Source organism: Mycobacterium sp. NGS64 (assembly GCF_059812245.1).
Genome location: NZ_JCALCI010000001.1, coordinates 37,542 through 55,875, shown reverse-complemented (window position 1 = coordinate 55,875; position 18,334 = coordinate 37,542). Strand labels below are relative to the sequence as shown.

The window sequence follows — 18,334 nt, the reverse complement described above, 5'->3', positions numbered from 1 at the left end:
ACTGCACAGATGACTACTACCAAACACCGTGAGGTGGCCAAGCTCGACCGGGTGCCGTTGCCGGTCGAAGCGGCCCGGGTAGCAGCCACCGGCTGGCAGGTCACCCGCGCCGCCGCGAACATCCTCACCAAGCTGCCCAGCAAGGGGCCGTGGCAGCAAAAAGTGATCAAGCAGCTTCCCAACACGTTCGCCGACCTGGGCCCCACCTACGTGAAGTTCGGGCAGATCATCGCGTCCAGCCCCGGCGCGTTCGGCGAGTCGCTGTCGCGCGAATTCCGCGGCCTGCTCGACCGGGTGCCGCCCGCCGACGCCAAAGAGGTGCACAAGCTCTTCGTCGAGGAGCTGGGCGCCGACCCCGCCGAGCTGTTCGCTAAGTGGGACGAAACGCCCTTCGCGTCGGCGTCCATCGCGCAGGTGCACTACGCCACCCTGCACACCGGCGAGGAGGTCGTCGTCAAAATCCAGCGGCCGGGCATCCGCCGCCGGGTCGCCGCCGACCTGCAGATCCTCAAGCGCTTCGCCCAGGCGGTCGAGCTGGCCAAGCTCGGCCGCCGGCTCTCGGCCCAGGACGTGGTCGCCGACTTCTCCGACAACCTGGCCGAGGAGCTGAACTTCCGCCTCGAGGCGCAGTCGATGGAGGCTTGGGTGTCGCACCTGCACGCCTCCCCGCTGGGCAAGAACATCCGGGTGCCGCAGGTGCACTGGGACTTCACCAGCGACCGGGTGCTGACCATGGAGCGGGTGCACGGCATCCGCATCGACGACGTCGCCGCCATCCGCAAAGCCGGGTTCGACGGCACCGAACTGGTGAAGGCGCTGTTGTTCTCCCTCTTCGAGGGCGGCCTGCGGCACGGGCTGTTCCACGGCGACCTGCACGCCGGCAACCTCTACGTCGACGATCAGGGCCGCATCGTGTTCTTCGACTTCGGCATCATGGGCCGCATCGACCCCCGCACCCGCTGGCTGCTGCGCGAGCTGGTCTACGCGCTGCTGGTGAAGAAGGACCACGCCTCGGCCGGCAAGATCGTGGTGCTGATGGGCGCCGTCGGAACCGTGAAGCCCGAGGCCCAGGCCGCCAAGGACCTGGAGCGCTTCGCCACCCCGCTGACCATGCAGACGCTGGGTGACATGTCCTACGCCGACATCGGCAGGCAGCTGTCGACGCTGGCCGACGCCTACGACGTCAAGCTGCCCCGGGAGCTGGTGCTCATCGGCAAGCAGTTCCTCTACGTCGAGCGGTACATGAAGCTGCTGGCCCCGAAGTGGCAGATGATGTCCGACCCGCAGCTGACGGGTTACTTCGCCAACTTCATGGTCGAGGTCAGCCGCGAGCACCAGACCGACGTGGAGGTCTAGGGGCTATCCCGATGGAAATCCGCACCGGCGCCGCGACCGTGGCTCATCCGGACGGCGACCTCAAGCTGTACTACGAGGACATGGGTGACGTCGACGACCCACCCGTGCTGCTGATCATGGGCCTGGGCGCGCAGCTGCTGCTGTGGCGGACCGCGTTCTGCGAGAAGCTCGTCGCCCGCGGCCTGCGGGTCATCCGATACGACAATCGCGACGTCGGCCTGTCCAGCAAGACGCCGAAGGCGGGCGCCGGCCAGCCCATGGTCCCGCGGCTGCTGCGGTTCTGGTTCGGGCTGCGCGCCGAGGCGGCCTACACGCTGGAAGACCTGGCCGACGACGCGGCCGCCGTGCTGGATCACCTGGGCATCGAGCGCGCCCACATCGTCGGGGCGTCGATGGGCGGCATGATCGCGCAGGTCTTCGCGGCGCGATTCGCCGAGCGGACCAAGAGCCTGGCGGTCATCTTCTCGAGCAACAATCGCCCGTTCCTGCCGCCGCCCGCCCCGCGCGCCCTGCTTGCGGTGCTCAAGGGGCCGCCGCCCGGCTCGCCGCTCGACGTGATCGTCGACAACGTCGTGCGCGTCACCAAGATCACCGGCAGCCCGCGCTACCGCGCGCCCGAGGAGCAGGTCCGCGCCGAGGCCATCGAGGGTTACGAACGCAGCTACTACCCCTGGGGCGTCGCCCGGCATTTCAGCGCGATCATGGCCAGCGGCAGCCTGCTGCGCTACAACCGGCGCACGGTCGCGCCGACCGTGGTGATACACGGCCGCGCCGACAAGCTGATGCCACCCTCCGGCGGCCGCGCCGTCGCGCGCGCAATTGATGGCGCTCGACTAGTCTTGTTTGACGGCATGGGCCATGACCTGCCTCAGCAGTTGTGGGATCGGCTGATCGGCGTGCTGACTAGCAACTTCGCCGACGCCGGCTAGAGGCCAGGCTCGGCCGGTTTCCGGAGCGCTTTTGTGATTTCACGGACGCTCTTACCCCGTTGTACGGTATGGCGTTGGGAGGATGTCGAATAATGGCGGAGCTGGAACCGTATTACGCAGACTCGCAAGCGGCGTACGACATTTCGGACGACTTCTTCGGTCTGTTCCTTGACCCCACCTGGGTCTACACCTGCGCATACTTCGAGCGCGACGACATGACGCTCGAAGAGGCGCAACTCGCCAAATTGGATCTGGCGCTGGACAAGCTGCAGCTGCAGCCCGGCATGACGCTGCTCGACGTCGGGTGCGGCTGGGGCGGGGCGCTGGTCCGCGCCGTGGAGAAGTATGACGTCAACGTCATCGGACTTACCTTGTCCCGCAACCACTACGAGCGCAGCAAAGCCAGGCTGGCCGCCATCCCAACGACACGACACGCCGAGGCGCGGTTGCAGGGCTGGGAGGAGTTCGACGAGAGGGTCGACCGGATCATCAGCATCGAGGCCTTCGACGCCTTCCACAAGGAGCGCTACGGCACGTTCTTCGAGCGCTCGTACGACATCCTCCCCGACGACGGTCGCATGCTGTTGCACAGCATCTTCACCCATCCGCAGACGTACTGGCGCGAGCACGGCATCAAGGTGACGATGAGCGACCTGCGATTCTTTCGCTTTCTCGGGACGGAGATCTTTCCGGGCGGCGGGATGTGCAGCGAGGCCGACATCGTCGACAATGCACGAGCAGCCGGGTTCGCGGTCGAAGAGATCCAATACCTGCATCCGCACTACGCGCGGACGCTCGACATGTGGGCGGCCAATCTGCGGGGCAATCGCGAACGCGCGATCGCGATCCAGTCCGAGGAGGTCTACGACCGCTACATGCGCTATCTCACCGGCTGCGCGAACCTCTTCCGCAAAGGCATCTCCAACGTGGGCCAGTACACCCTGACGAAGTGAGGTGGCAGGCCGGCACCCAGGGAGGAACATAACGCCATGGCCAAAGATCTGACGCCGCACTTCGACGACGTGCAGGCGCACTACGACCTATCCGACGACTTCTTTCGCCTGTTCCTCGACCCGACCCAGACGTACAGCTGCGCCTACTTCGAGCGTGACGACATGACGCTGGAAGAGGCGCAGCTCGCCAAGATCGACCTGGCCCTGGGCAAGTTGGGCCTGCGGGCGGGCATGACGCTGCTTGACGTCGGCTGCGGCTGGGGCGCCACCATGCGCCGGGCGATCGAGAAATACGACGTCAACGTCGTGGGCCTGACGTTGTCGAAAAACCAAGCGGCCCATGTTCAGAAGTCGTTCGACGCCATGGACAGCCCGCGCAGCAAACGGGTGTTGCTGGCCGGCTGGGAGCAGTTCGACGAGCCCGTCGACCGCATCGTGTCGATCGGCGCGTTCGAGCACTTCGGCCACGACCGCTACGACGATTTCTTCAAGCTCGCACACAGAGTCCTCCCCACCGACGGTGTGATGCTGCTGCACACGATCACCGGGCTGACGGGCCCGCAGTGCGCCGAGCGCGGCATTCCGCTGACGTTCGAGACGGCGCGGTTCATCAAGTTCATCGTCACCGAGATCTTCCCGGGCGGGCGGTTGCCGTCGATCGAGATGGTCCAAGAGCGTTCGGCGCAGGCGGGGTTCACGCTGACCCGCCGGCAGTCGCTGCAGCCGCATTACGCCCGGACCCTCGACCTGTGGGCCGCGGGCCTCGAGGCGCACCGGGACGAGGCCATCGCGATCCAGTCCGAAGAGGTCTACGAGCGGTACATGAAGTACCTGACCGGCTGCGCCGACGCGTTCCGGATCGGCTACATCGATGTCAACCAGTTCACTCTGGAGAAATAGCGGTATCGCCAGAAACGCGGGGCATGCGGTCTTAAATACAAATTATGCGGCCCCGCCCGGTGTAGGGTCTCCCGGGGATGGCCACCTGGTCAAGGTGTGCGTCCACCGGGAGGGCACATGTCTGACAAATCACCGGTCCCCACAGGCACGCGATCCAATCTGGACGATGTCCAGGCACATTACGACCTTTCGGACGAATTCTTTGCACTGTTTGTCGACCCAACCCGCACCTACAGCTGCGCTTACTTCGCACGCGAGGACATGACGCTGCAGGAAGCGCAGGTCGCCAAGCTCGACCTGACGCTGGACAAGCTGGGGCTCGAGCCCGGCATGACGCTGCTCGACATCGGCTGCGGCTGGGGCTCGACGATGAAACGCGCCATTGAGCGCTACGACGTCAACGTCGTCGGGCTTACCCTGTCCAAGAACCAGCATGCGTACTGCCAACAACTGCTCGATAAGGTCGACAGCCCGCGTTCGCGACGGGTGCTGCTGCGGGATTGGGCAGAGTTCGGCGAGTCGGTCGACCGCATCGTCGTCATCGAAGCGTTGGAGCACTTCGGCTTTGACCGCTACGACGATTTCTTCAAGTACGCCTACGCGGCTCTGCCGGCCGACGGCGTGATGCTGCTGCACACGATCACGGGGTTGCACGGACGGCAGCTCATTGAGCGCGGCATACCAGTGACGATGGAATTGGCCAAGTTCATCAGGTTCATCGTGACCGACATCTTCCCGGGCGGCCGACTGCCGACGATCGAGAAAGTCGAGGAACACTCGGAGCGGGCCGGATTCAAAATAATCCGCATGCAGTCACTGCGGCCGGACTTCGCCCGGACCCTGGATTTCTGGGCCGAGGCGCTCGAGGCGCATAAGGACGAGGCCATCGCGATCCAGTCCGAAGAGGTGTACGAACGGTACATGAAATATCTGACCGGCTGCGCCAAGGGATTCAGGACCGGCTACGTCGACTGCGACCAATTCACGCTCGCGAAGTGAGCTTCGGTATCGTTGCAGGCCAGGCACCGCCACGCGGCATACCTGCACTTCAGGCGGCTAACGTGATTTCAGGAGAGCAAGACGAGAATGGCTGAGCAACCGAGCCCGACGAAGACGCGGACGCGCTTCGAAGACATTCAGGCGCACTACGACGTCTCCGACGATTTCTTCGCCTTGTTCCAGGACCCGACCCGGACCTACAGCTGCGCCTACTTCGAGCCGCCGGATTTGACGCTCGAGGAAGCGCAGCTGGCCAAGATCGATCTCAACCTGGACAAGCTCGACCTCAAGCCGGGCATGACGCTGCTTGACATCGGCTGCGGCTGGGGGACCACCATGAAGCGCGCGGTCGAGAAGTACGACGTCAACGTAGTCGGCCTGACGCTGTCCAAGAACCAGCACGCCCGCAGCGAGCAGGTGCTTGGGGCGCTCGACACCGGCCGCTCGCGCGAGGTTCGCCTGCACGGCTGGGAGGACTTCACTGACCCGGTCGACCGGATCGTGTCGATCGAGGCCTTCGAGCACTTTGGGCATGAGAACTACCCCGACTTCTTCAAGCGGTGTTTCGACATCATGCCCGACGACGGCCGGATGACCATTCAAAGCAGCGTGAGCTACCACCCCTACGAGATGGCCGCCCGCGGCAAAAAGATCACTTTCGAGACGGTGCGCTTCATCAAGTTCATTGTCACCGAGATATTCCCGGGGGGCCGATTGCCGTCCACCGAGATGATGGTCGAGCATGGCGAGAACGCCGGTTTCGTTGTTCCCGAACCGCTTTCGCTGCGGCCGCACTACATCAGAACGCTGCACATGTGGGGCGATGCGCTCGAGGCCAACCGGGACAAGGCCATCGAAATCACCTCCGAAGAGGTCTACGAGCGGTACATGAAGTACCTGCGCGGCTGCGAGCACTACTTCGACTACGAGTTGCTCGACTGCAGCCTGGTGACCTACCTCAAGCCGGGTGCCGTCTCCTAGGTTTTTCCGCGGCGACTGTCGGATCGGGGCTGCGCCGTTCGTCGAGTAGGTAGAGAGTGGAACACGGGGTTTCGCTCACTACCGGAGGTGACGACAAATGCAGTACGTAGCACTGTTGATCAGCCAGGAGCAAGACCGCGCACCCGAGGATGCGGCCGCCGCGATGGCCGAATGGGAGAGCTTCCACGCCAAAGCCGGGCCCGCGATCAAATCCGGGGACGCGCTGGCGCCCGCCGCCGCGGCGGTGGTCATCACCGGCGGCCCGGACGCGCCGGTTGTTACCGACGGCCCGTTCGCCGAGGCCGCGGAGGTGGCCTGCGGCTTCTACGTGTTCGAAGCGGAAAACCTCGACGAGGCGCTGGCGCTGGCGCGCGATGTCCCGCTCGCCAAGTTCGGGGCCGTGGAAGTGTGGCCCGCGGTCCACTCGGTTGACCTGTCCCGCAAGCTCACCGGCAATGACTGGCTCGCGCTGCTGCTGGAGCCGGCCGAATCCGCACACACGCCGGGCACGCCGGAGTGGGAGGCCGTGGCCGCGAAGCACGCCGATCTGCACGCGGCCGCCGGCGACCACATCATCGGCGGTGCCGCGTTGCACGACCGGTCCACGGCGACGACCGTGCGGGTGCGCAACGGCGAGGTCCTGATCACCGACGGGCCGTATGTCGAGGGAGCCGAAATCGCCACGGGCATCTACCTGCTCGGCGCCGCGGATCGCGACGAGGCCGTCAAGGTCGCGTCGATGATCCCCGCCTCGACCGTGCAGTTGCGGCAGCTGGCCGGGATCTCCGCGCTCTAGCTCAGCCGATGACAGGCCTGGACGGCGTCTTCCGCCGGGAGTGGGGTCCGGCCGTCGCCGCGCTCGCGCGGTGGTCCGGCGACCTCACGGTTGCGGAGGACGCCGTCCAGGAGGCCTGCGCCGAGGCGCTGCACACCTGGTCTCGCGACGGCGTGCCGGACAGCCCCGGCGGCTGGTTGGTGACCGTCGCCCGCAACCGCGCGCGGGACCGGCTGCGCCGCGAATCGGTGCGCCCCGGAAAGGAATTGGCGGCTGTGGTGGACGAGATTCGGGCGCGCACCGATCACACCGACCCGCACCCCGTCGTCGACGACGAGCTGCGGATGATGTTCACCTGCGCGCACCCGGCGCTGGACCGGCCGTCGCAGCTGGCGCTCACCCTGCGGTTGGTGTCCGGGCTGACCGTCGGCGAGATCGCCCGCGCGCTGCTGCAGAGCGAGGCGGCCGTCGGGCAGCGAATCACGCGCGCCAAGAACAAGGTTCGGCACGCCAACATCCCGCTGCGGGTACCACCCGCCGAGCTGCTGCCCGAGCGCACACCGCACGTGCTCGGCTGCATCTACTCGGTGTTCACCGAGGGCTACTGGTCGACCGCCGGCCCGTCGGCGATCCGCGACGAACTGTGCGACGAAGGGGTCCGGCTGGCACAGGAGCTGTGCGGGCTGATGCCGCACGAGCCGGAGGCGCACGCGCTGGCCGCCCTTGTGCTGCTGCACGATTCGCGGCGCGCGACCCGGGTGGACGCCGACGGGCTGCTGGTGCCGCTCGAGGAGCAGGACCGCCGCCGCTGGGACCGCGGCCGCATCGCCCGCGGGCTGGACCGGTTACGGCGGGCCGAGGGATCGACCGGCCCCTACCTGCCGCAGGCGGTGATCGCCGCGCTGCACGCGACGGCGCCGTCCTGGGAGCAAACGGATTGGGTCACCATCTGCGCGGCCTACGACCGGCTGCTGTCGATGACGGACTCCCCGGTGGCCCGCGCCAACCGCGCGATCGCGGTCGGCTTCCGCGACGGCCCCGACGCGGGCCTGGCGGCGCTGGACAGGGCGGCGGACGACCCCCGCCTGGGCCGCTCGAATCTCGTGGCGACGCTGCGCGCCGATCTGCTTCGGCGCGCGGGACGGCCCGCCGAAGCCGTGCGGTGGTATCGAACGGCGTTGCAGTCCAACGGCTCCGAGCCGGGCCGCGAGTTCCTGCGGCGCCGCATCGCCGAGTGCGGCGGTTAGCCTGGCCCATGAGTCAGATGAGCATCGTGCGCCGACCACTCGACGATTCGCAGATGCGATAGCGCATGTGCTATCGCTTTTCAAAGTAGTCTAATCGTCCGTCGAGGAACGCGACGTCGCCTGGCGTTCTGCCTCTTCTGCGAGCGCGGCTGCTAGTCGCGTATATGTTGCACGAAGTATGGACCGGACAAATCTCCGTGTGCCCGGAATGCGCGATGCGCATGTGGTCGTCCAAACGATAAGGCTCCCGCTCGGTCGGTCTTCTATCCGGACATCGCCTTGGTACTCTTTCAACGGCGAAAACCACGGCAGCCCTACGACATACGCGTGATGATGTGGCCTCGTGCCCTCCACGATGCGGTCGTGTGTCACGCCGAGCCCGGCGCGCACCCGCCTTATGCCGCCCACCCCCGTTTCGGGCGCTCCCCGGAGTTCCCACGACGCGGCAGACACCGTTGGCATCCAGTCGGACCAGCGGTCGAAGTCCATGAGGACGTCGTACACACCCGCTGGTGCCGCGCTCGACGGCTGTTCAACCTGGCAAGACACCCGCGACGTCATGACTTTCAAAAGTGCTACCGGTCGCTCCGAACTCCCCGCAACCCGGGGAGCTGTCAGGCCTCCGCGAAGTTGCGGGTGACGGCCGGGTCCACCGGGATGCCCGGGCCCGTGGTCGTCGACACCGTGATCTTCTTCAGGTAGCGACCCTTCGACGACGACGGCTTGAGCCGCAGCACCTCGTCGATCGCGGCGCCGTAGTTCTCCGCCAGGCTCTTCTCGTCGAACGACGCCTTGCCGATGACGAAGTGCAGGTTGGCCTGCTTGTCCACGCGGAAGTTGATCTTGCCGCCCTTGATGTCGGCCACGGCCTTGGCGACGTCGGGCGTGACGGTGCCGGTCTTCGGGTTCGGCATCAGGCCGCGCGGACCGAGGATCCGCGCGATGCGGCCGACCTTGGCCATCTGGTCGGGCGTGGCGATCGCGGCGTCGAAGTCGAGGAACCCGCCCTGGATCTTCTCGATCAGGTCGTCGCTGCCGACGATGTCCGCGCCGGCGGCCTGCGCCTGCTCGGCCTTGTCGCCGACGGCGAAGACCGCGACCCGGGCCGTCTTACCGGTGCCGTGCGGCAGGTTGACGGTGCCGCGGACCATCTGGTCGGCCTTGCGCGGGTCGACGCCGAGCCGGATCGCCACCTCGACAGTCGCGTCCTGCTTGGCCGACGACGTCTCCTTGGCGAGCTTGGCCGCCTGAAGCGGGGTGTACAGGTTGTCGCGGTCCACCTTCTCGGCGGCGGCGCGGTATGCCTTGCTGTTCTTGCTCATTGATTCATCCAATCTGGTGTTGGGTCGTGGTTAACGGGCCGAAGCTGGCCCTCCCACGAGGTCTGATTTGTCGGATTCCTCCTCGGGCCGTACCGGCCCGCATCGTCACCCGACCGGTGGTGCTATTCGACGGTAATGCCCATCGACCGGGCGGTACCGGCGATGATCTTGGCGGCGGCGTCGATGTCGTTGGCGTTGAGGTCCGCCTTTTTGGTCTCGGCGATCTCTTTGACCTGATCCCAGCTGACCTTGGCGACCTTGGTCTTGTGCGGCTCGGCCGAGCCCTTGCCCACGCCGGCGGCCTTGAGCAGCAGCTTCGCGGCCGGCGGCGTCTTGAGCGCGAAGGTGAAGCTGCGGTCCTCGTAGACCGTGATCTCCACCGGGATGACGTTGCCGCGCTGGTTTTCTGTCGCGGCGTTGTACGCCTTGCAGAACTCCATGATGTTGACGCCGTGCTGGCCGAGCGCGGGCCCGACCGGCGGGGCAGGGTTGGCCTGCCCGGCCTGGATCTGCAGCTTGATCAGCCCAACGACTTTCTTCTTCGGGGCCATGAGATGTTGTGGTTCCTTCCTGCTACTGTGCTGAATTCGCCAGGCTAAATCTTCGAGACTTGGCTGAACGTCAATTCGACGGGGGTTTCGCGGCCGAAGATCGACACCAGCACCTTGAGCTTCTGCTGTTCGCCGTTGACCTCGCTGATGGTGGCCGGCAATGTCGCGAACGGTCCGTCCATGACCGTCACCGATTCGCCGACCTCGTAGTCGACCTCGACGGCCGGACGCTCCAGGCCACCGGCCTCGGCGACCGTGGCGGTGCTGGCCGCGCCCTTGGCGGCCTTCTTCGCCGCCCCCCGCGGCAGCAGGAACTTCACCACGTCGTCGAGCGCCAGGGCCGACGGGCGCGATGTCGCCCCGACGAAACCGGTGACGCCCGGGGTGTTGCGCACCGCGGACCACGAGTCGTCGGTCAGATCCATCCGCACCAGGATGTAGCCCGGCAGCACCTTGCGGTTGACCTGCTTGCGCTGGCCGTTCTTGATCTCAGTGACCTCTTCGGTGGGCACCTCGACCTGGAAGATGTAGTCGCCGACGTCCAGGTTCTGCACGCGGGTTTCCAGGTTGGCCTTCACCTTGTTCTCGTATCCCGCGTACGAGTGGATGACGTACCAGTCGCCGGGCTTGCTGCGCAGATCCGCCTTGAGCGCGGCGGCGGGGTCGTCCTCGACCTCCTCGCTCGGCGCGGCCTGCGCCTCCTCGCCGGGGGCGTCGGTCGTCTCGAGGGTCTCGGGGGCCTCGCTGGTCTCGGCGGCCTCGGTGGTCTCGGCGACGTCTTGCACGTCGATCGCTTCACCCGCGGACGTGTCACCGTCGAAGGTAGTCACGGTTTTCAGTCCTTCCTCTAACTCAAGCTCAGCCGAACACCAGCAGCACCAGCTTGGCCAGGCCGAAATCAGCCAGGCCGACCAGCGCCACCATGAACGCCAGGAACGCCAGCACCACGGAGGTGTAGGTGAGCATCTGCCGGCGGTTGGGCCAGATCACCTTCCGCATCTCCGCAACGACCTGCTTGAGGTAGTTGTAGACGAACGCGAACGGGTTGACCGAACGAGCGCCGGGCTTCTTCGCGGTCTTGGCCTTGGCCGTCCGGCCCTTCTTTGCCTTGCCCTCCTTGGCGACCTCGACCTCGTCCGGCGACTCCGCGTCGACGGACGAACCCGAGTCGTCGGCCACGCGTTGCCGCGTCCGCTTGCCGGTCGGCCGTTGCGGCCGGGTCACCACGGCCGTCCGACCACCGCTGTCGCGGCTCTCGTCAGTGTCGCCGCCGTCGCGTGCGGCGTCGTTGGCAGCGTCGCCCTCGTCGCTCACCGCATGCTCCTTTGTTTGCTAGTTTCCTGCGAGCCGTCCCGCATGATGGGGCACTTCTTCCAGTGTCCACCATGGCACGGTCCGCATGTGTCCGTCAGCAGGGGCGACAGGACTTGAACCTGCAACCTGCGGTTTTGGAGACCGCTGCTCTGCCAGTTGAGCTACGCCCCTTCGCGGTTGGCAGGCCAACCTGCGCTTACCTGCCGGGGCTTACATGACAGGCGCGCTCCCCGATTACTCGAATCCCGGAAAGCGCGCTGATGCTGGGAAAACCCCGAGGTCCGAGTGTACATCGGCGTGGGAGTCAGATACTAATTACGCGGTTCTGACGACCTGGCCGGTTTCCTTGTCCCATCTGAGTTGGATGGAATTATCGCCCTCGTGGCCCATCAGGGTGGTGTAGGCGAGCAGCAGCACGTCGCCGTTCTCGTTTGTGCAGGTGTTCTTGGTGACGACGATGTCGGCGCCGAAACGCTCGTCCACCGATTCGATGTCCATACGACCGAAGAGCTTGTCGCCGACCAGCAAGGGCCTGTGGTATTGAAAGCGCTGGTCGACCTGGACGATCTGCATGGTCTCCATGCCCACATCGACGTTCCGAAAGAAATCGTCCTGGATGATCTTCGCGAAGATCGACACAAAGGTGAGCGGCACGACCAAGGCGCCGTACCCCAACTCGGCGGCCGCTTTCTCGTCGAAACAGGCCCGGTCGGTGCACTTGATCGCCCGCGCAAAGGCGCGATTCTGCTCCCGGCCGATCTCGAAGTAGTCCGGGTATATCCACGTCATCCCTCGGACGTCGGTTTTGAGAGCCATGGATTACGCCAGCTTGGCCGACGCGATCGCCCGACCGAAGATCTTCTTGCCGCCGGTGGTGGCCGTGAGGGCGATGGTGACCGACTTGCTGTCCGGATCCACCGATTTCACCCTGCCGCTGAAGATCAGCTCGGCACCCTTGCCGTCGTTGGGAACCGGGACCACAGCCGTGAACCGCACGTTGTACTCCGTGACGGCGCCGGGGTCGCCGACCCACGACGTCACGTAACCGCCGCCGATGCCCATCGTCAGCATGCCGTGCGCGATCACGGTGTCCAGCCCGACGACCTTGGCGATCTCGTCGTCCCAGTGGATCGGGTTCAAGTCGCCGGAGACCCCCGCGTAGTTCACCAGGTCCTGACGGGTCAGTGGGTAGGTCTTCTCCGGCAGCCGGTCCCCGACCTTCACCGAACTGAACTCACGCAGCGCCATCAGAAAATCCCGCCTCCCCATTTTCGCCGGCACGGCCCGCCAGGGTCGTGTAGGTCTCCTGCACGATGTCACCTGCCTCATCGGTGATGATGTTCTTGGTCACGATGATCTGGGTGCCGTGCGCCTCGCGCATCGAGTCCAACCACACATCGCAGTAGAGCTTGTCACCCGCCACGATCGGCTTCGCGAACTTCAGCACCTGGTCGACCTGGACGATCTGCGCTTCCTCGACCGAAATGTTGGCGTATTTGAAGAACGCCGACTGGGCCTTGTAGCCGAAAACGCAGATGAAGGTCAGCGGGGCCACCAAGCCCTTGTAGCCGAGCTCGGCGGCCGCGTCCTCCTCGTAGAACGACGTGTCGTCGTTTTGCACCGCCACCGCGTACTCGCGGATCTTCTCCCGCTCCACCACGTAGTGGTCGGGATAGCGGTAGTGCATCCCGACGATGTCTGCGCTCAATGACACAGGTCTAGAACCTACCTAGCCAATCTCGATGAATGCCTCGGGGCTACCGCGTCTCCCGGTGCGCCTGGTGCTTGCCGCAGTTCGGGCAGAACTTCTTCAGCTCCATGCGGTCGGGGTCGTTGCGGCGGTTCTTCTTGGTGATGTAGTTGCGGTGCTTGCACACCTCGCAAGCCAAGGTGATCTTGGGCCGCACGTCGGTACTGGAAGCCATGTCCGTTCTCTCTCAAATCTCTCGCGTCGCGCTGTTGTGCTGTTGCCTTGTAGCGATGGCCGGACTCGAACCGGCGACCTAACGATTATGAGTCGTTCGCTCTAACCGACTGAGCTACATCGCCTCTGGTCCACCCCGCTTCGGGGTGTTGGCCGCCTGCCTGCTCGGCGTCCGCCGAGCCCCCTAACGGAATCGAACCGTTGACCTTTTCCTTACCATGGAAACGCTCTACCGACTGAGCTAAGGGGGCCGTTCACCCAAGCGACAGTCCTGTCGGCGGGCCTAAAAGAGGGTACAGCCTGGGACGCAACGTCACCAAACCACCGACGTGGCCCTGGTCGGCTCCCAAAACGAGTTAGCGGCCGGTGGGCAATAGATCACCCACCTTCGCCGTGACGAGGTTGCCACGCGCTGAGATCGCTGAACTCGTCGTACTCCTCGCCGTCCTTCTCTTCCGGGTCCGACTCACCGAGCAAGGTCCGCAACGCGAGATGAACGGCCTCGCGCGTGTCGGCCAGATGGAACCGACGTATCGCCTCTTGGACCAGCTCGTCGTCGATTTCGATCTCGACCTTCCTCATGGGCCAACAATACCCATTACGGGTGACCAGAGCCGAGCGGCGAGTCGCGGACGAGCAACTAGTCTGGTCGGGTGTCAGAGGACCGGTTGTACTTCCGCCAACTGCTCTCGGGTCGCGATTTCGCCGCCGGTGACATGTTCGCGACGCAGATGCGCAACTTTGCCTACCTGATCGGGGACCGCCAGACCGGCGACTGCGTGGTGGTCGACCCCGCGTATGCCGCCGGTGACCTGCTCGACGCCCTCGAGGCCGACGGAATGCACCTGTCCGGCGTGCTGGTGACGCACCATCACCCCGACCACGTGGGTGGCTCGATGATGGGCTTCCAGATGGAGGGCCTGGCCGAGCTGCTGGAGCGGGCGGCCGTCCCGGTGCATGTGAATACCCATGAAGCCGTGTGGGTTTCGCGCGTCACCGGGATCGGCCTCGGCGACCTGACCACCCACGAGAGCCACGACAAGGTCAGCATCGGCGATATCGAGATCGAGCTGCTGCACACGCCGGGGCACACCCCCGGCAGCCAATGCTTCCTGCTCGGCGACCGCCTGGTCGCCGGTGACACGCTGTTCCTCGACGGCTGCGGGCGCACCGACTTCCCCGGCGGAGACTCCGACGAGATGTACCGCAGCCTGCAGCGGCTCGCCGCGCTGCCGGGCGACCCGACAGTCTTTCCGGGACACTGGTATTCGGCCGAGCCGAGCGCTTCGCTGTCTGAGGTCAAGCGCACAAACTATGTGTATCGCGCCGCCGACCTCGATCAATGGCGAATGTTGATGGGCGGGTAATTGACGTGGGGCAATTTTTCGGTCCGAATACCTCTACGATCGGTCCAGCGAAATTTCCCGCCGAAGATCACTGTGATATAAGCGGAGGGTGGATTCAATGGGGTGGATCCAGGGCGGCTGGCACGGGGTGACAAATGTGGGGTCCAGCACCTGGTTGGCGTGGGCGGCGTGGGCCGCGATCTTGCTGGGTGTCGTCGCCCTGATCTTCACAAACCGCCAGCTCAGACTCAACCGGCGGGTGGCCGCGGAGCGGATCCGACCACACGTCGCAATGTTCATGGAACCGCATCCCGCCGACTGGCACGTTATCGAACTCGTGGTCAGGAATTTCGGCCAGACGGCGGCCTACAACATCAGTTTTTCATTTCCGAATCCGCCGACGGTGGCCGAATACGAAAACGCCGCCGACGGCTATGCCGACGTCGCAGAACTGCAGCTTCCGAGCGAGTTGCCGGTGCTCGCGCCGGGGCAGGAATGGCGCATGGTGTGGGACTCGGCGCTCGACCGCGCCGAAATCGGAACCGGCATCGAATCCCGCTTCGCCGGGACCCTGATCTATTACGACCGCCCCGACAAGCCGCGCGGTTGGCGGTTCTGGCAGGGCCAGCGACCCGCCCTGCAGACGAGCGTGGTGTTGGACTGGGATGCCCTGCCGCCGGTCCAGCGCATCGAGTTGATGACGACCCACGACCTGGCGAAACGGGAAAAGCAGAAGCTGGAGCTGTTGCGCGGGCTGCTGACCTACTTCCACTACGCGAGCAAGGAGACGCGCCCCGAGGTGTTCCGCAGCGAGATCGAGCGGATCAACGGCGCCGTGCAGGAGACGCAGGAGCGCTGGCGCACCCGCCTGCTCGACCAGCCCACCGACGTCAGCGTGCGCTGGGGCAACGCCGAAGCGGACCTGGCCAAACACCGCAGCCAGCACGTCTGACGCGGATAAAAGGAGCAACTTATGAGCGGCCCGGTCCACTACAGCAAGCAGGACTCCATCGCGGTCATCAGGATGGACGACGGCAAAGTCAACGCGCTGGGCCCGACCATGCAGCAGGCGCTCAACGAGGCGATCGACCGGGCCGACAGTGACAACGCCGGGGCGCTGGTGATCACCGGGAACGACCGGGTGTTCAGCGGCGGCTTCGACCTGAAGATCCTGACCTCGGGCCAGGCGCAGCCCGCGATCGACATGCTCCGGGGCGGCTTCGAGCTGGCCTACCGGCTGCTGTCCTACCCGAAGCCGGTGGTGATGGCCTGCACCGGCCATGCCATCGCGATGGGCGCGTTCCTGCTGTCGTCCGGCGACCACCGGGTTGCCGCCCACGCCTACAACATCCAGGCCAACGAAGTCGCGATCGGGATGGTCATCCCATACGCGGCCTTGGAGATCATGAAACTGCGGCTGACGCAGTCCGCCTACCAGCAGGCCGCCGGGCTGGCCAAGACGTTCTTCGGCGAAACCGCCCTGGCGGCGGGCTTTGTCGACGAAATCGTCCTGCCCGAGATCGTGGTCAGCCGCGCCGAGGAGGCCGCGCGTGAATTCGCCAGCCTGCACCAACACGCCCACGCCGCAACCAAATTGCGCGCCCGCGCCGAGGCGCTCAAGGCCATCCGCGCCGGAATCGACGGGATAGAGGCCGAGTTCGGGCTCTGAGCCGCGGGCGCTGATGAGCTGAGGAGGCGAACACGGCGGCAGGTGAAAGACCTAGCCACCGCGTTGCTCGCCTCCTCGTCGCCAGTGTGACACGTACGCCGCGCGCCGTCACTTCACCCGTGCGCGGGTCAATCGTCGGCTGACGTCCATTGGTAGGGAAGGAATTTCCCGTCGAATGTCACGACCACCCGATCACCGGAGGCGTGCGGCCGCTTTTGCAGGTCGACGCTGAAGTTGATCGCGCTCATGATGCCGTCGCCGAACTGCTCGTGGATGAGTTCCTTGATGGCGCCGCCGTACACCTGGAGGGCTTCGTAGAAGCGGTAGATGGTCGGATCGGTCGGCACGGCGGTGGGCAGGCCGCCGCGCATGGGCGGGGCCGCCAGCACGGGCACCGCCGACTCGTCGAGGCCGAGCATTTCGACGAGGACCTTGCCTAGCTCGGCGGGGATCGGGTGCTGGCCCAGCAACGCCGAAGTGGTCCATAGCACCGGCCTGTCGATCGCGTCGGCCAGCTCCTGCCAGGTCAGCCCCTTGGCCAACCGCGCGACGACGATCTGTTCGGTGAGTTCGTTTCTCGTCATGCGTATCAGCATTGCACCGGTTTGGCACAGGCTCATGTCGGCGGACAAACACGCTCTGCGAATCTGATATCACCCGCGTTATCGAATTCTGCGGCGACCCATATCCCCTACCTGCCGCGCCTCAACCCGGTTTGGTGGCCGTGACGAGGCGAGTCGAGAACCAGGGCCCGCCGTACCACATGCGCCATCCCAGGTTGCGCCGCTTGACGTTTCGCCAGCCCAGCTCGCGCAGCCGGTCCGCGTGGTTGCGGGTCTCCCACAAATCGGCGATGGCGAGTCGACCGCCTGGGCGCAGCACGCGAACCGCTTCGTCGAGGGCCTTGCGCCGGCCGGCGCGAGTCGGGATGTTGTGGATCGCCAGGTTGCTCACGATGACGTCCACGCTTTCGTCGGCCAGCGGCAGGGCGGTCATGTCGCCGGTGCGCACCTCGACGCGGTCGGCGACCCCTTCCAGCGCCGCGTTGGTCAGCGTGGCCTGCAGCGAGTTGTCGGTCTGGTCCGCCCGCCAGAGGTCCACCCCGATCGCCCGGCCCCGCGGCAGCCGCTTGGCCGCGGCCATCAACACCGCGCCGCGCCCGCAGCCCAAGTCGAGCACCGTCTCGTCGCCGCGCAGCCGCAGCTCGTCGAGCACTCGGTCCCAGACGACAAACTTGCCCGAGCGCGTCGCGTAGACGTACGAGAACGTCGCCGCGAGCATGGCCGCCGCCGATCCTCCCGTCAGCGCCGCCCTCGCCCGCCTGCCGCGCGCCCAGCTGATCCCGGCCCACGCGGCCAGGGCGGCGGCCTGTGCCACGACGCCTATGCCCTGGGTGCGCGCCGAGATGGTGTGAAACGATCCATCGATTCCGTAGTCGCCGCGGTGATCATGCACGAGCACAAGCGTATTCGGTCGCCTGCGCTCACCACCGCCCGTGGTGAACGACCTCCGCGAACGGGCGCCGATTCGGCTTGCGGATCGGGGTGAGCGGACGGTCGGCGGGATACCCGACGCCGAGGAGGAAGGCCACCTGGTGGTCGTCGGGCACGCCCAGGATGGCGCGCGCCTTGTCCTGATCGCCCACCGACGAATGGCCCGTCCCGACGCCCAGGTCGGTGGCCGCGATCATCATCGCCATCGTGGCCTGGCCGATGTCGTAGGTGTCGGTGACCAGCCTGCGCTGGTCCGGCGGCTCGGGCACAACGATGGCGATGGCGGCCGGGGCCGCCGCGATGTGACCGGCGCCCTGCCACACCGTGGACAGCTGCTGCAGCTGATCACGGTCGGTGACGATGACGAAGTCCCACGGCTGCCGGTTTTTCGCCGAGGGCGCCCGCCAGCCCGCCTCGGCAATGCGGTTCAGGTCTTCTTCCGACACCGGCTCCGGTTTGTACTGCCGCACATTGCGCCGCGCGCTGATCGCGTCCCAAGCTTCCATAACCGTTTCGAACGGCATGTCGGCGCAGAATCATCCCCGCCCGTCGGTGCGGCGTTCTATGGTGGCAGC

The 18,334-nt window shown here is 65.8% G+C and carries 24 protein-coding genes and 3 tRNA genes; 11 read left to right on the top strand and 16 right to left on the bottom strand.

What is annotated here, in order from left to right:
* Positions 1-9 precede the first annotated feature (9 nt).
* The 8 genes from AC5Y4S_RS00270 (at position 10) to AC5Y4S_RS00235 (ending at position 8,140) form a co-directional block, all read left to right on the top strand.
* Complete coding sequence (locus AC5Y4S_RS00270; RefSeq protein WP_500029137.1) at positions 10-1,356, top strand: ABC1 kinase family protein; 1,347 nt, start codon at positions 10-12, stop codon at positions 1,354-1,356.
* Between the two features lie 11 nt (positions 1,357-1,367).
* Complete coding sequence (locus tag AC5Y4S_RS00265) at positions 1,368-2,285, top strand: alpha/beta fold hydrolase (protein ID WP_500029136.1); 918 nt, start codon at positions 1,368-1,370, stop codon at positions 2,283-2,285.
* 92 nt (positions 2,286-2,377) lie between these two features.
* On the top strand, positions 2,378-3,238 hold the full coding sequence (locus tag AC5Y4S_RS00260) for a cyclopropane mycolic acid synthase family methyltransferase (protein ID WP_500029135.1): 861 nt from the start codon (positions 2,378-2,380) through the stop codon (positions 3,236-3,238).
* A gap of 36 nt (positions 3,239-3,274) precedes the next feature.
* Positions 3,275-4,138 (top strand): cyclopropane mycolic acid synthase MmaA2, encoded by an 864-nt coding sequence (gene mmaA2 / locus AC5Y4S_RS00255; RefSeq protein WP_068104630.1) that lies wholly within the window; start codon positions 3,275-3,277, stop codon positions 4,136-4,138.
* A 117-nt stretch (positions 4,139-4,255) separates the two neighbouring features.
* Entirely contained in the window at positions 4,256-5,137 is an 882-nt protein-coding gene (gene mmaA3, locus AC5Y4S_RS00250) for a methoxy mycolic acid synthase MmaA3 (protein WP_500031991.1), read from the top strand.
* A gap of 87 nt (positions 5,138-5,224) precedes the next feature.
* Positions 5,225-6,118, top strand: coding sequence for a hydroxymycolate synthase MmaA4 (mmaA4, locus tag AC5Y4S_RS00245; protein ID WP_500029134.1), 894 nt, complete (start codon positions 5,225-5,227; stop codon positions 6,116-6,118).
* A 97-nt stretch (positions 6,119-6,215) separates the two neighbouring features.
* Complete coding sequence (locus tag AC5Y4S_RS00240) at positions 6,216-6,914, top strand: YciI family protein (protein WP_500029133.1); 699 nt, start codon at positions 6,216-6,218, stop codon at positions 6,912-6,914.
* Positions 6,915-6,922: 8 nt separating this feature from the next.
* Positions 6,923-8,140, top strand: coding sequence for an RNA polymerase sigma factor (locus tag AC5Y4S_RS00235; protein ID WP_500029132.1), 1,218 nt, complete (start codon positions 6,923-6,925; stop codon positions 8,138-8,140).
* Between the two features lie 90 nt (positions 8,141-8,230).
* Here the strand turns inward: AC5Y4S_RS00235 and AC5Y4S_RS00230 are convergent, their stop codons facing one another.
* The 13 genes from AC5Y4S_RS00230 to AC5Y4S_RS00170 all read right to left on the bottom strand — a co-directional run bounded on the left by AC5Y4S_RS00230 (position 8,231) and on the right by AC5Y4S_RS00170 (position 13,833).
* Positions 8,231-8,701 (bottom strand): SRPBCC family protein, encoded by a 471-nt coding sequence (locus AC5Y4S_RS00230; protein ID WP_500029131.1) that lies wholly within the window; start codon positions 8,699-8,701, stop codon positions 8,231-8,233.
* Positions 8,702-8,754: 53 nt separating this feature from the next.
* Positions 8,755-9,462, bottom strand: coding sequence for a 50S ribosomal protein L1 (gene rplA / locus AC5Y4S_RS00225; protein ID WP_068177375.1), 708 nt, complete (start codon positions 9,460-9,462; stop codon positions 8,755-8,757).
* A 122-nt stretch (positions 9,463-9,584) separates the two neighbouring features.
* Positions 9,585-10,013: a 50S ribosomal protein L11 gene (gene rplK, locus AC5Y4S_RS00220; RefSeq protein ID WP_066907205.1), complete on the bottom strand. Its 429-nt coding sequence runs from the start codon at positions 10,011-10,013 to the stop codon at positions 9,585-9,587.
* 44 nt (positions 10,014-10,057) lie between these two features.
* Positions 10,058-10,843: a transcription termination/antitermination protein NusG gene (nusG, locus tag AC5Y4S_RS00215; protein ID WP_500029129.1), complete on the bottom strand. Its 786-nt coding sequence runs from the start codon at positions 10,841-10,843 to the stop codon at positions 10,058-10,060.
* Positions 10,844-10,871: 28 nt separating this feature from the next.
* Entirely contained in the window at positions 10,872-11,327 is a 456-nt protein-coding gene (gene secE, locus AC5Y4S_RS00210) for a preprotein translocase subunit SecE (protein ID WP_500029128.1), read from the bottom strand.
* 98 nt (positions 11,328-11,425) lie between these two features.
* A tRNA-Trp gene (locus AC5Y4S_RS00205) sits at positions 11,426-11,498 on the bottom strand.
* 144 nt (positions 11,499-11,642) lie between these two features.
* Entirely contained in the window at positions 11,643-12,143 is a 501-nt protein-coding gene (gene hadC, locus AC5Y4S_RS00200; RefSeq protein WP_500029127.1) for a (3R)-hydroxyacyl-ACP dehydratase subunit HadC, read from the bottom strand.
* A 3-nt stretch (positions 12,144-12,146) separates the two neighbouring features.
* Entirely contained in the window at positions 12,147-12,575 is a 429-nt protein-coding gene (gene hadB, locus AC5Y4S_RS00195) for a (3R)-hydroxyacyl-ACP dehydratase subunit HadB (RefSeq protein WP_500029125.1), read from the bottom strand.
* Entirely contained in the window at positions 12,562-13,041 is a 480-nt protein-coding gene (gene hadA / locus AC5Y4S_RS00190; protein ID WP_500029123.1) for a (3R)-hydroxyacyl-ACP dehydratase subunit HadA, read from the bottom strand. The genes hadB and hadA overlap by 14 nt, the downstream gene beginning before the upstream one ends.
* 43 nt (positions 13,042-13,084) lie before the next feature.
* Entirely contained in the window at positions 13,085-13,252 is a 168-nt protein-coding gene (gene rpmG / locus AC5Y4S_RS00185) for a 50S ribosomal protein L33 (RefSeq protein WP_007167776.1), read from the bottom strand.
* A gap of 50 nt (positions 13,253-13,302) precedes the next feature.
* A tRNA-Met gene (locus tag AC5Y4S_RS00180) sits at positions 13,303-13,376 on the bottom strand.
* Positions 13,377-13,429: 53 nt separating this feature from the next.
* Positions 13,430-13,502 (bottom strand) — tRNA-Thr (locus AC5Y4S_RS00175).
* A 127-nt stretch (positions 13,503-13,629) separates the two neighbouring features.
* Positions 13,630-13,833 carry a type II toxin-antitoxin system VapB family antitoxin gene (locus tag AC5Y4S_RS00170; protein WP_068104650.1) on the bottom strand — a complete coding sequence of 68 codons (204 nt, stop codon included), beginning with the start codon at positions 13,831-13,833 and terminating at the stop codon, positions 13,630-13,632.
* 71 nt (positions 13,834-13,904) lie between these two features.
* Here AC5Y4S_RS00170 and AC5Y4S_RS00165 point away from each other — a divergent pair, with 71 nt between their 5' ends.
* From AC5Y4S_RS00165 to AC5Y4S_RS00155, 3 genes are all read left to right on the top strand, one after another.
* Entirely contained in the window at positions 13,905-14,618 is a 714-nt protein-coding gene (locus AC5Y4S_RS00165) for an MBL fold metallo-hydrolase (protein ID WP_068133460.1), read from the top strand.
* Between the two features lie 97 nt (positions 14,619-14,715).
* Positions 14,716-15,549, top strand: coding sequence for a DUF8453 domain-containing protein (locus AC5Y4S_RS00160; protein ID WP_500029118.1), 834 nt, complete (start codon positions 14,716-14,718; stop codon positions 15,547-15,549).
* A 21-nt stretch (positions 15,550-15,570) separates the two neighbouring features.
* On the top strand, positions 15,571-16,266 hold the full coding sequence (locus AC5Y4S_RS00155) for a crotonase/enoyl-CoA hydratase family protein (RefSeq protein ID WP_500029116.1): 696 nt from the start codon (positions 15,571-15,573) through the stop codon (positions 16,264-16,266).
* Between the two features lie 128 nt (positions 16,267-16,394).
* Here AC5Y4S_RS00155 and cynS read toward each other — a convergent pair whose 3' ends face one another.
* The 3 genes from cynS to AC5Y4S_RS00140 all read right to left on the bottom strand — a co-directional run bounded on the left by cynS (position 16,395) and on the right by AC5Y4S_RS00140 (position 18,265).
* Positions 16,395-16,850, bottom strand: coding sequence for a cyanase (gene cynS, locus AC5Y4S_RS00150; protein WP_500029115.1), 456 nt, complete (start codon positions 16,848-16,850; stop codon positions 16,395-16,397).
* A gap of 121 nt (positions 16,851-16,971) precedes the next feature.
* Positions 16,972-17,721 (bottom strand): class I SAM-dependent methyltransferase, encoded by a 750-nt coding sequence (locus AC5Y4S_RS00145; RefSeq protein ID WP_500029113.1) that lies wholly within the window; start codon positions 17,719-17,721, stop codon positions 16,972-16,974.
* A 28-nt stretch (positions 17,722-17,749) separates the two neighbouring features.
* Positions 17,750-18,265, bottom strand: coding sequence for a nitroreductase family protein (locus AC5Y4S_RS00140; RefSeq protein WP_500031989.1), 516 nt, complete (start codon positions 18,263-18,265; stop codon positions 17,750-17,752).
* Positions 18,266-18,334: the final 69 nt, after the last annotated feature.

Bases quoted from the DNA above. Each gene is read 5' to 3' on its own strand.
- AC5Y4S_RS00270 (WP_500029137.1), top strand. From the start codon at position 10: ATGACTACTACCAAACACCGTGAGGTGGCCAAGCTCGACCGGGTGCCG.
- AC5Y4S_RS00265 (WP_500029136.1), top strand. From the start codon at position 1,368: ATGGAAATCCGCACCGGCGCCGCGACCGTGGCTCATCCGGACGGCGAC.
- AC5Y4S_RS00260 (WP_500029135.1), top strand. From the start codon at position 2,378: ATGGCGGAGCTGGAACCGTATTACGCAGACTCGCAAGCGGCGTACGAC.
- mmaA2 (WP_068104630.1), top strand. From the start codon at position 3,275: ATGGCCAAAGATCTGACGCCGCACTTCGACGACGTGCAGGCGCACTAC.
- mmaA3 (WP_500031991.1), top strand. From the start codon at position 4,256: ATGTCTGACAAATCACCGGTCCCCACAGGCACGCGATCCAATCTGGAC.
- mmaA4 (WP_500029134.1), top strand. From the start codon at position 5,225: ATGGCTGAGCAACCGAGCCCGACGAAGACGCGGACGCGCTTCGAAGAC.
- AC5Y4S_RS00240 (WP_500029133.1), top strand. From the start codon at position 6,216: ATGCAGTACGTAGCACTGTTGATCAGCCAGGAGCAAGACCGCGCACCC.
- AC5Y4S_RS00235 (WP_500029132.1), top strand. From the start codon at position 6,923: ATGACAGGCCTGGACGGCGTCTTCCGCCGGGAGTGGGGTCCGGCCGTC.
- AC5Y4S_RS00230 (WP_500029131.1), bottom strand. From the start codon at position 8,701: ATGACGTCGCGGGTGTCTTGCCAGGTTGAACAGCCGTCGAGCGCGGCA.
- rplA (WP_068177375.1), bottom strand. From the start codon at position 9,462: ATGAGCAAGAACAGCAAGGCATACCGCGCCGCCGCCGAGAAGGTGGAC.
- rplK (WP_066907205.1), bottom strand. From the start codon at position 10,013: ATGGCCCCGAAGAAGAAAGTCGTTGGGCTGATCAAGCTGCAGATCCAG.
- hadC (WP_500029127.1), bottom strand. From the start codon at position 12,143: ATGGCTCTCAAAACCGACGTCCGAGGGATGACGTGGATATACCCGGAC.
- hadB (WP_500029125.1), bottom strand. From the start codon at position 12,575: ATGGCGCTGCGTGAGTTCAGTTCGGTGAAGGTCGGGGACCGGCTGCCG.
- rpmG (WP_007167776.1), bottom strand. From the start codon at position 13,252: ATGGCTTCCAGTACCGACGTGCGGCCCAAGATCACCTTGGCTTGCGAG.
- AC5Y4S_RS00170 (WP_068104650.1), bottom strand. From the start codon at position 13,833: ATGAGGAAGGTCGAGATCGAAATCGACGACGAGCTGGTCCAAGAGGCG.
- AC5Y4S_RS00160 (WP_500029118.1), top strand. From the start codon at position 14,716: ATGGGGTGGATCCAGGGCGGCTGGCACGGGGTGACAAATGTGGGGTCC.
- AC5Y4S_RS00155 (WP_500029116.1), top strand. From the start codon at position 15,571: ATGAGCGGCCCGGTCCACTACAGCAAGCAGGACTCCATCGCGGTCATC.
- cynS (WP_500029115.1), bottom strand. From the start codon at position 16,850: ATGACGAGAAACGAACTCACCGAACAGATCGTCGTCGCGCGGTTGGCC.
- AC5Y4S_RS00140 (WP_500031989.1), bottom strand. From the start codon at position 18,265: ATGGAAGCTTGGGACGCGATCAGCGCGCGGCGCAATGTGCGGCAGTAC.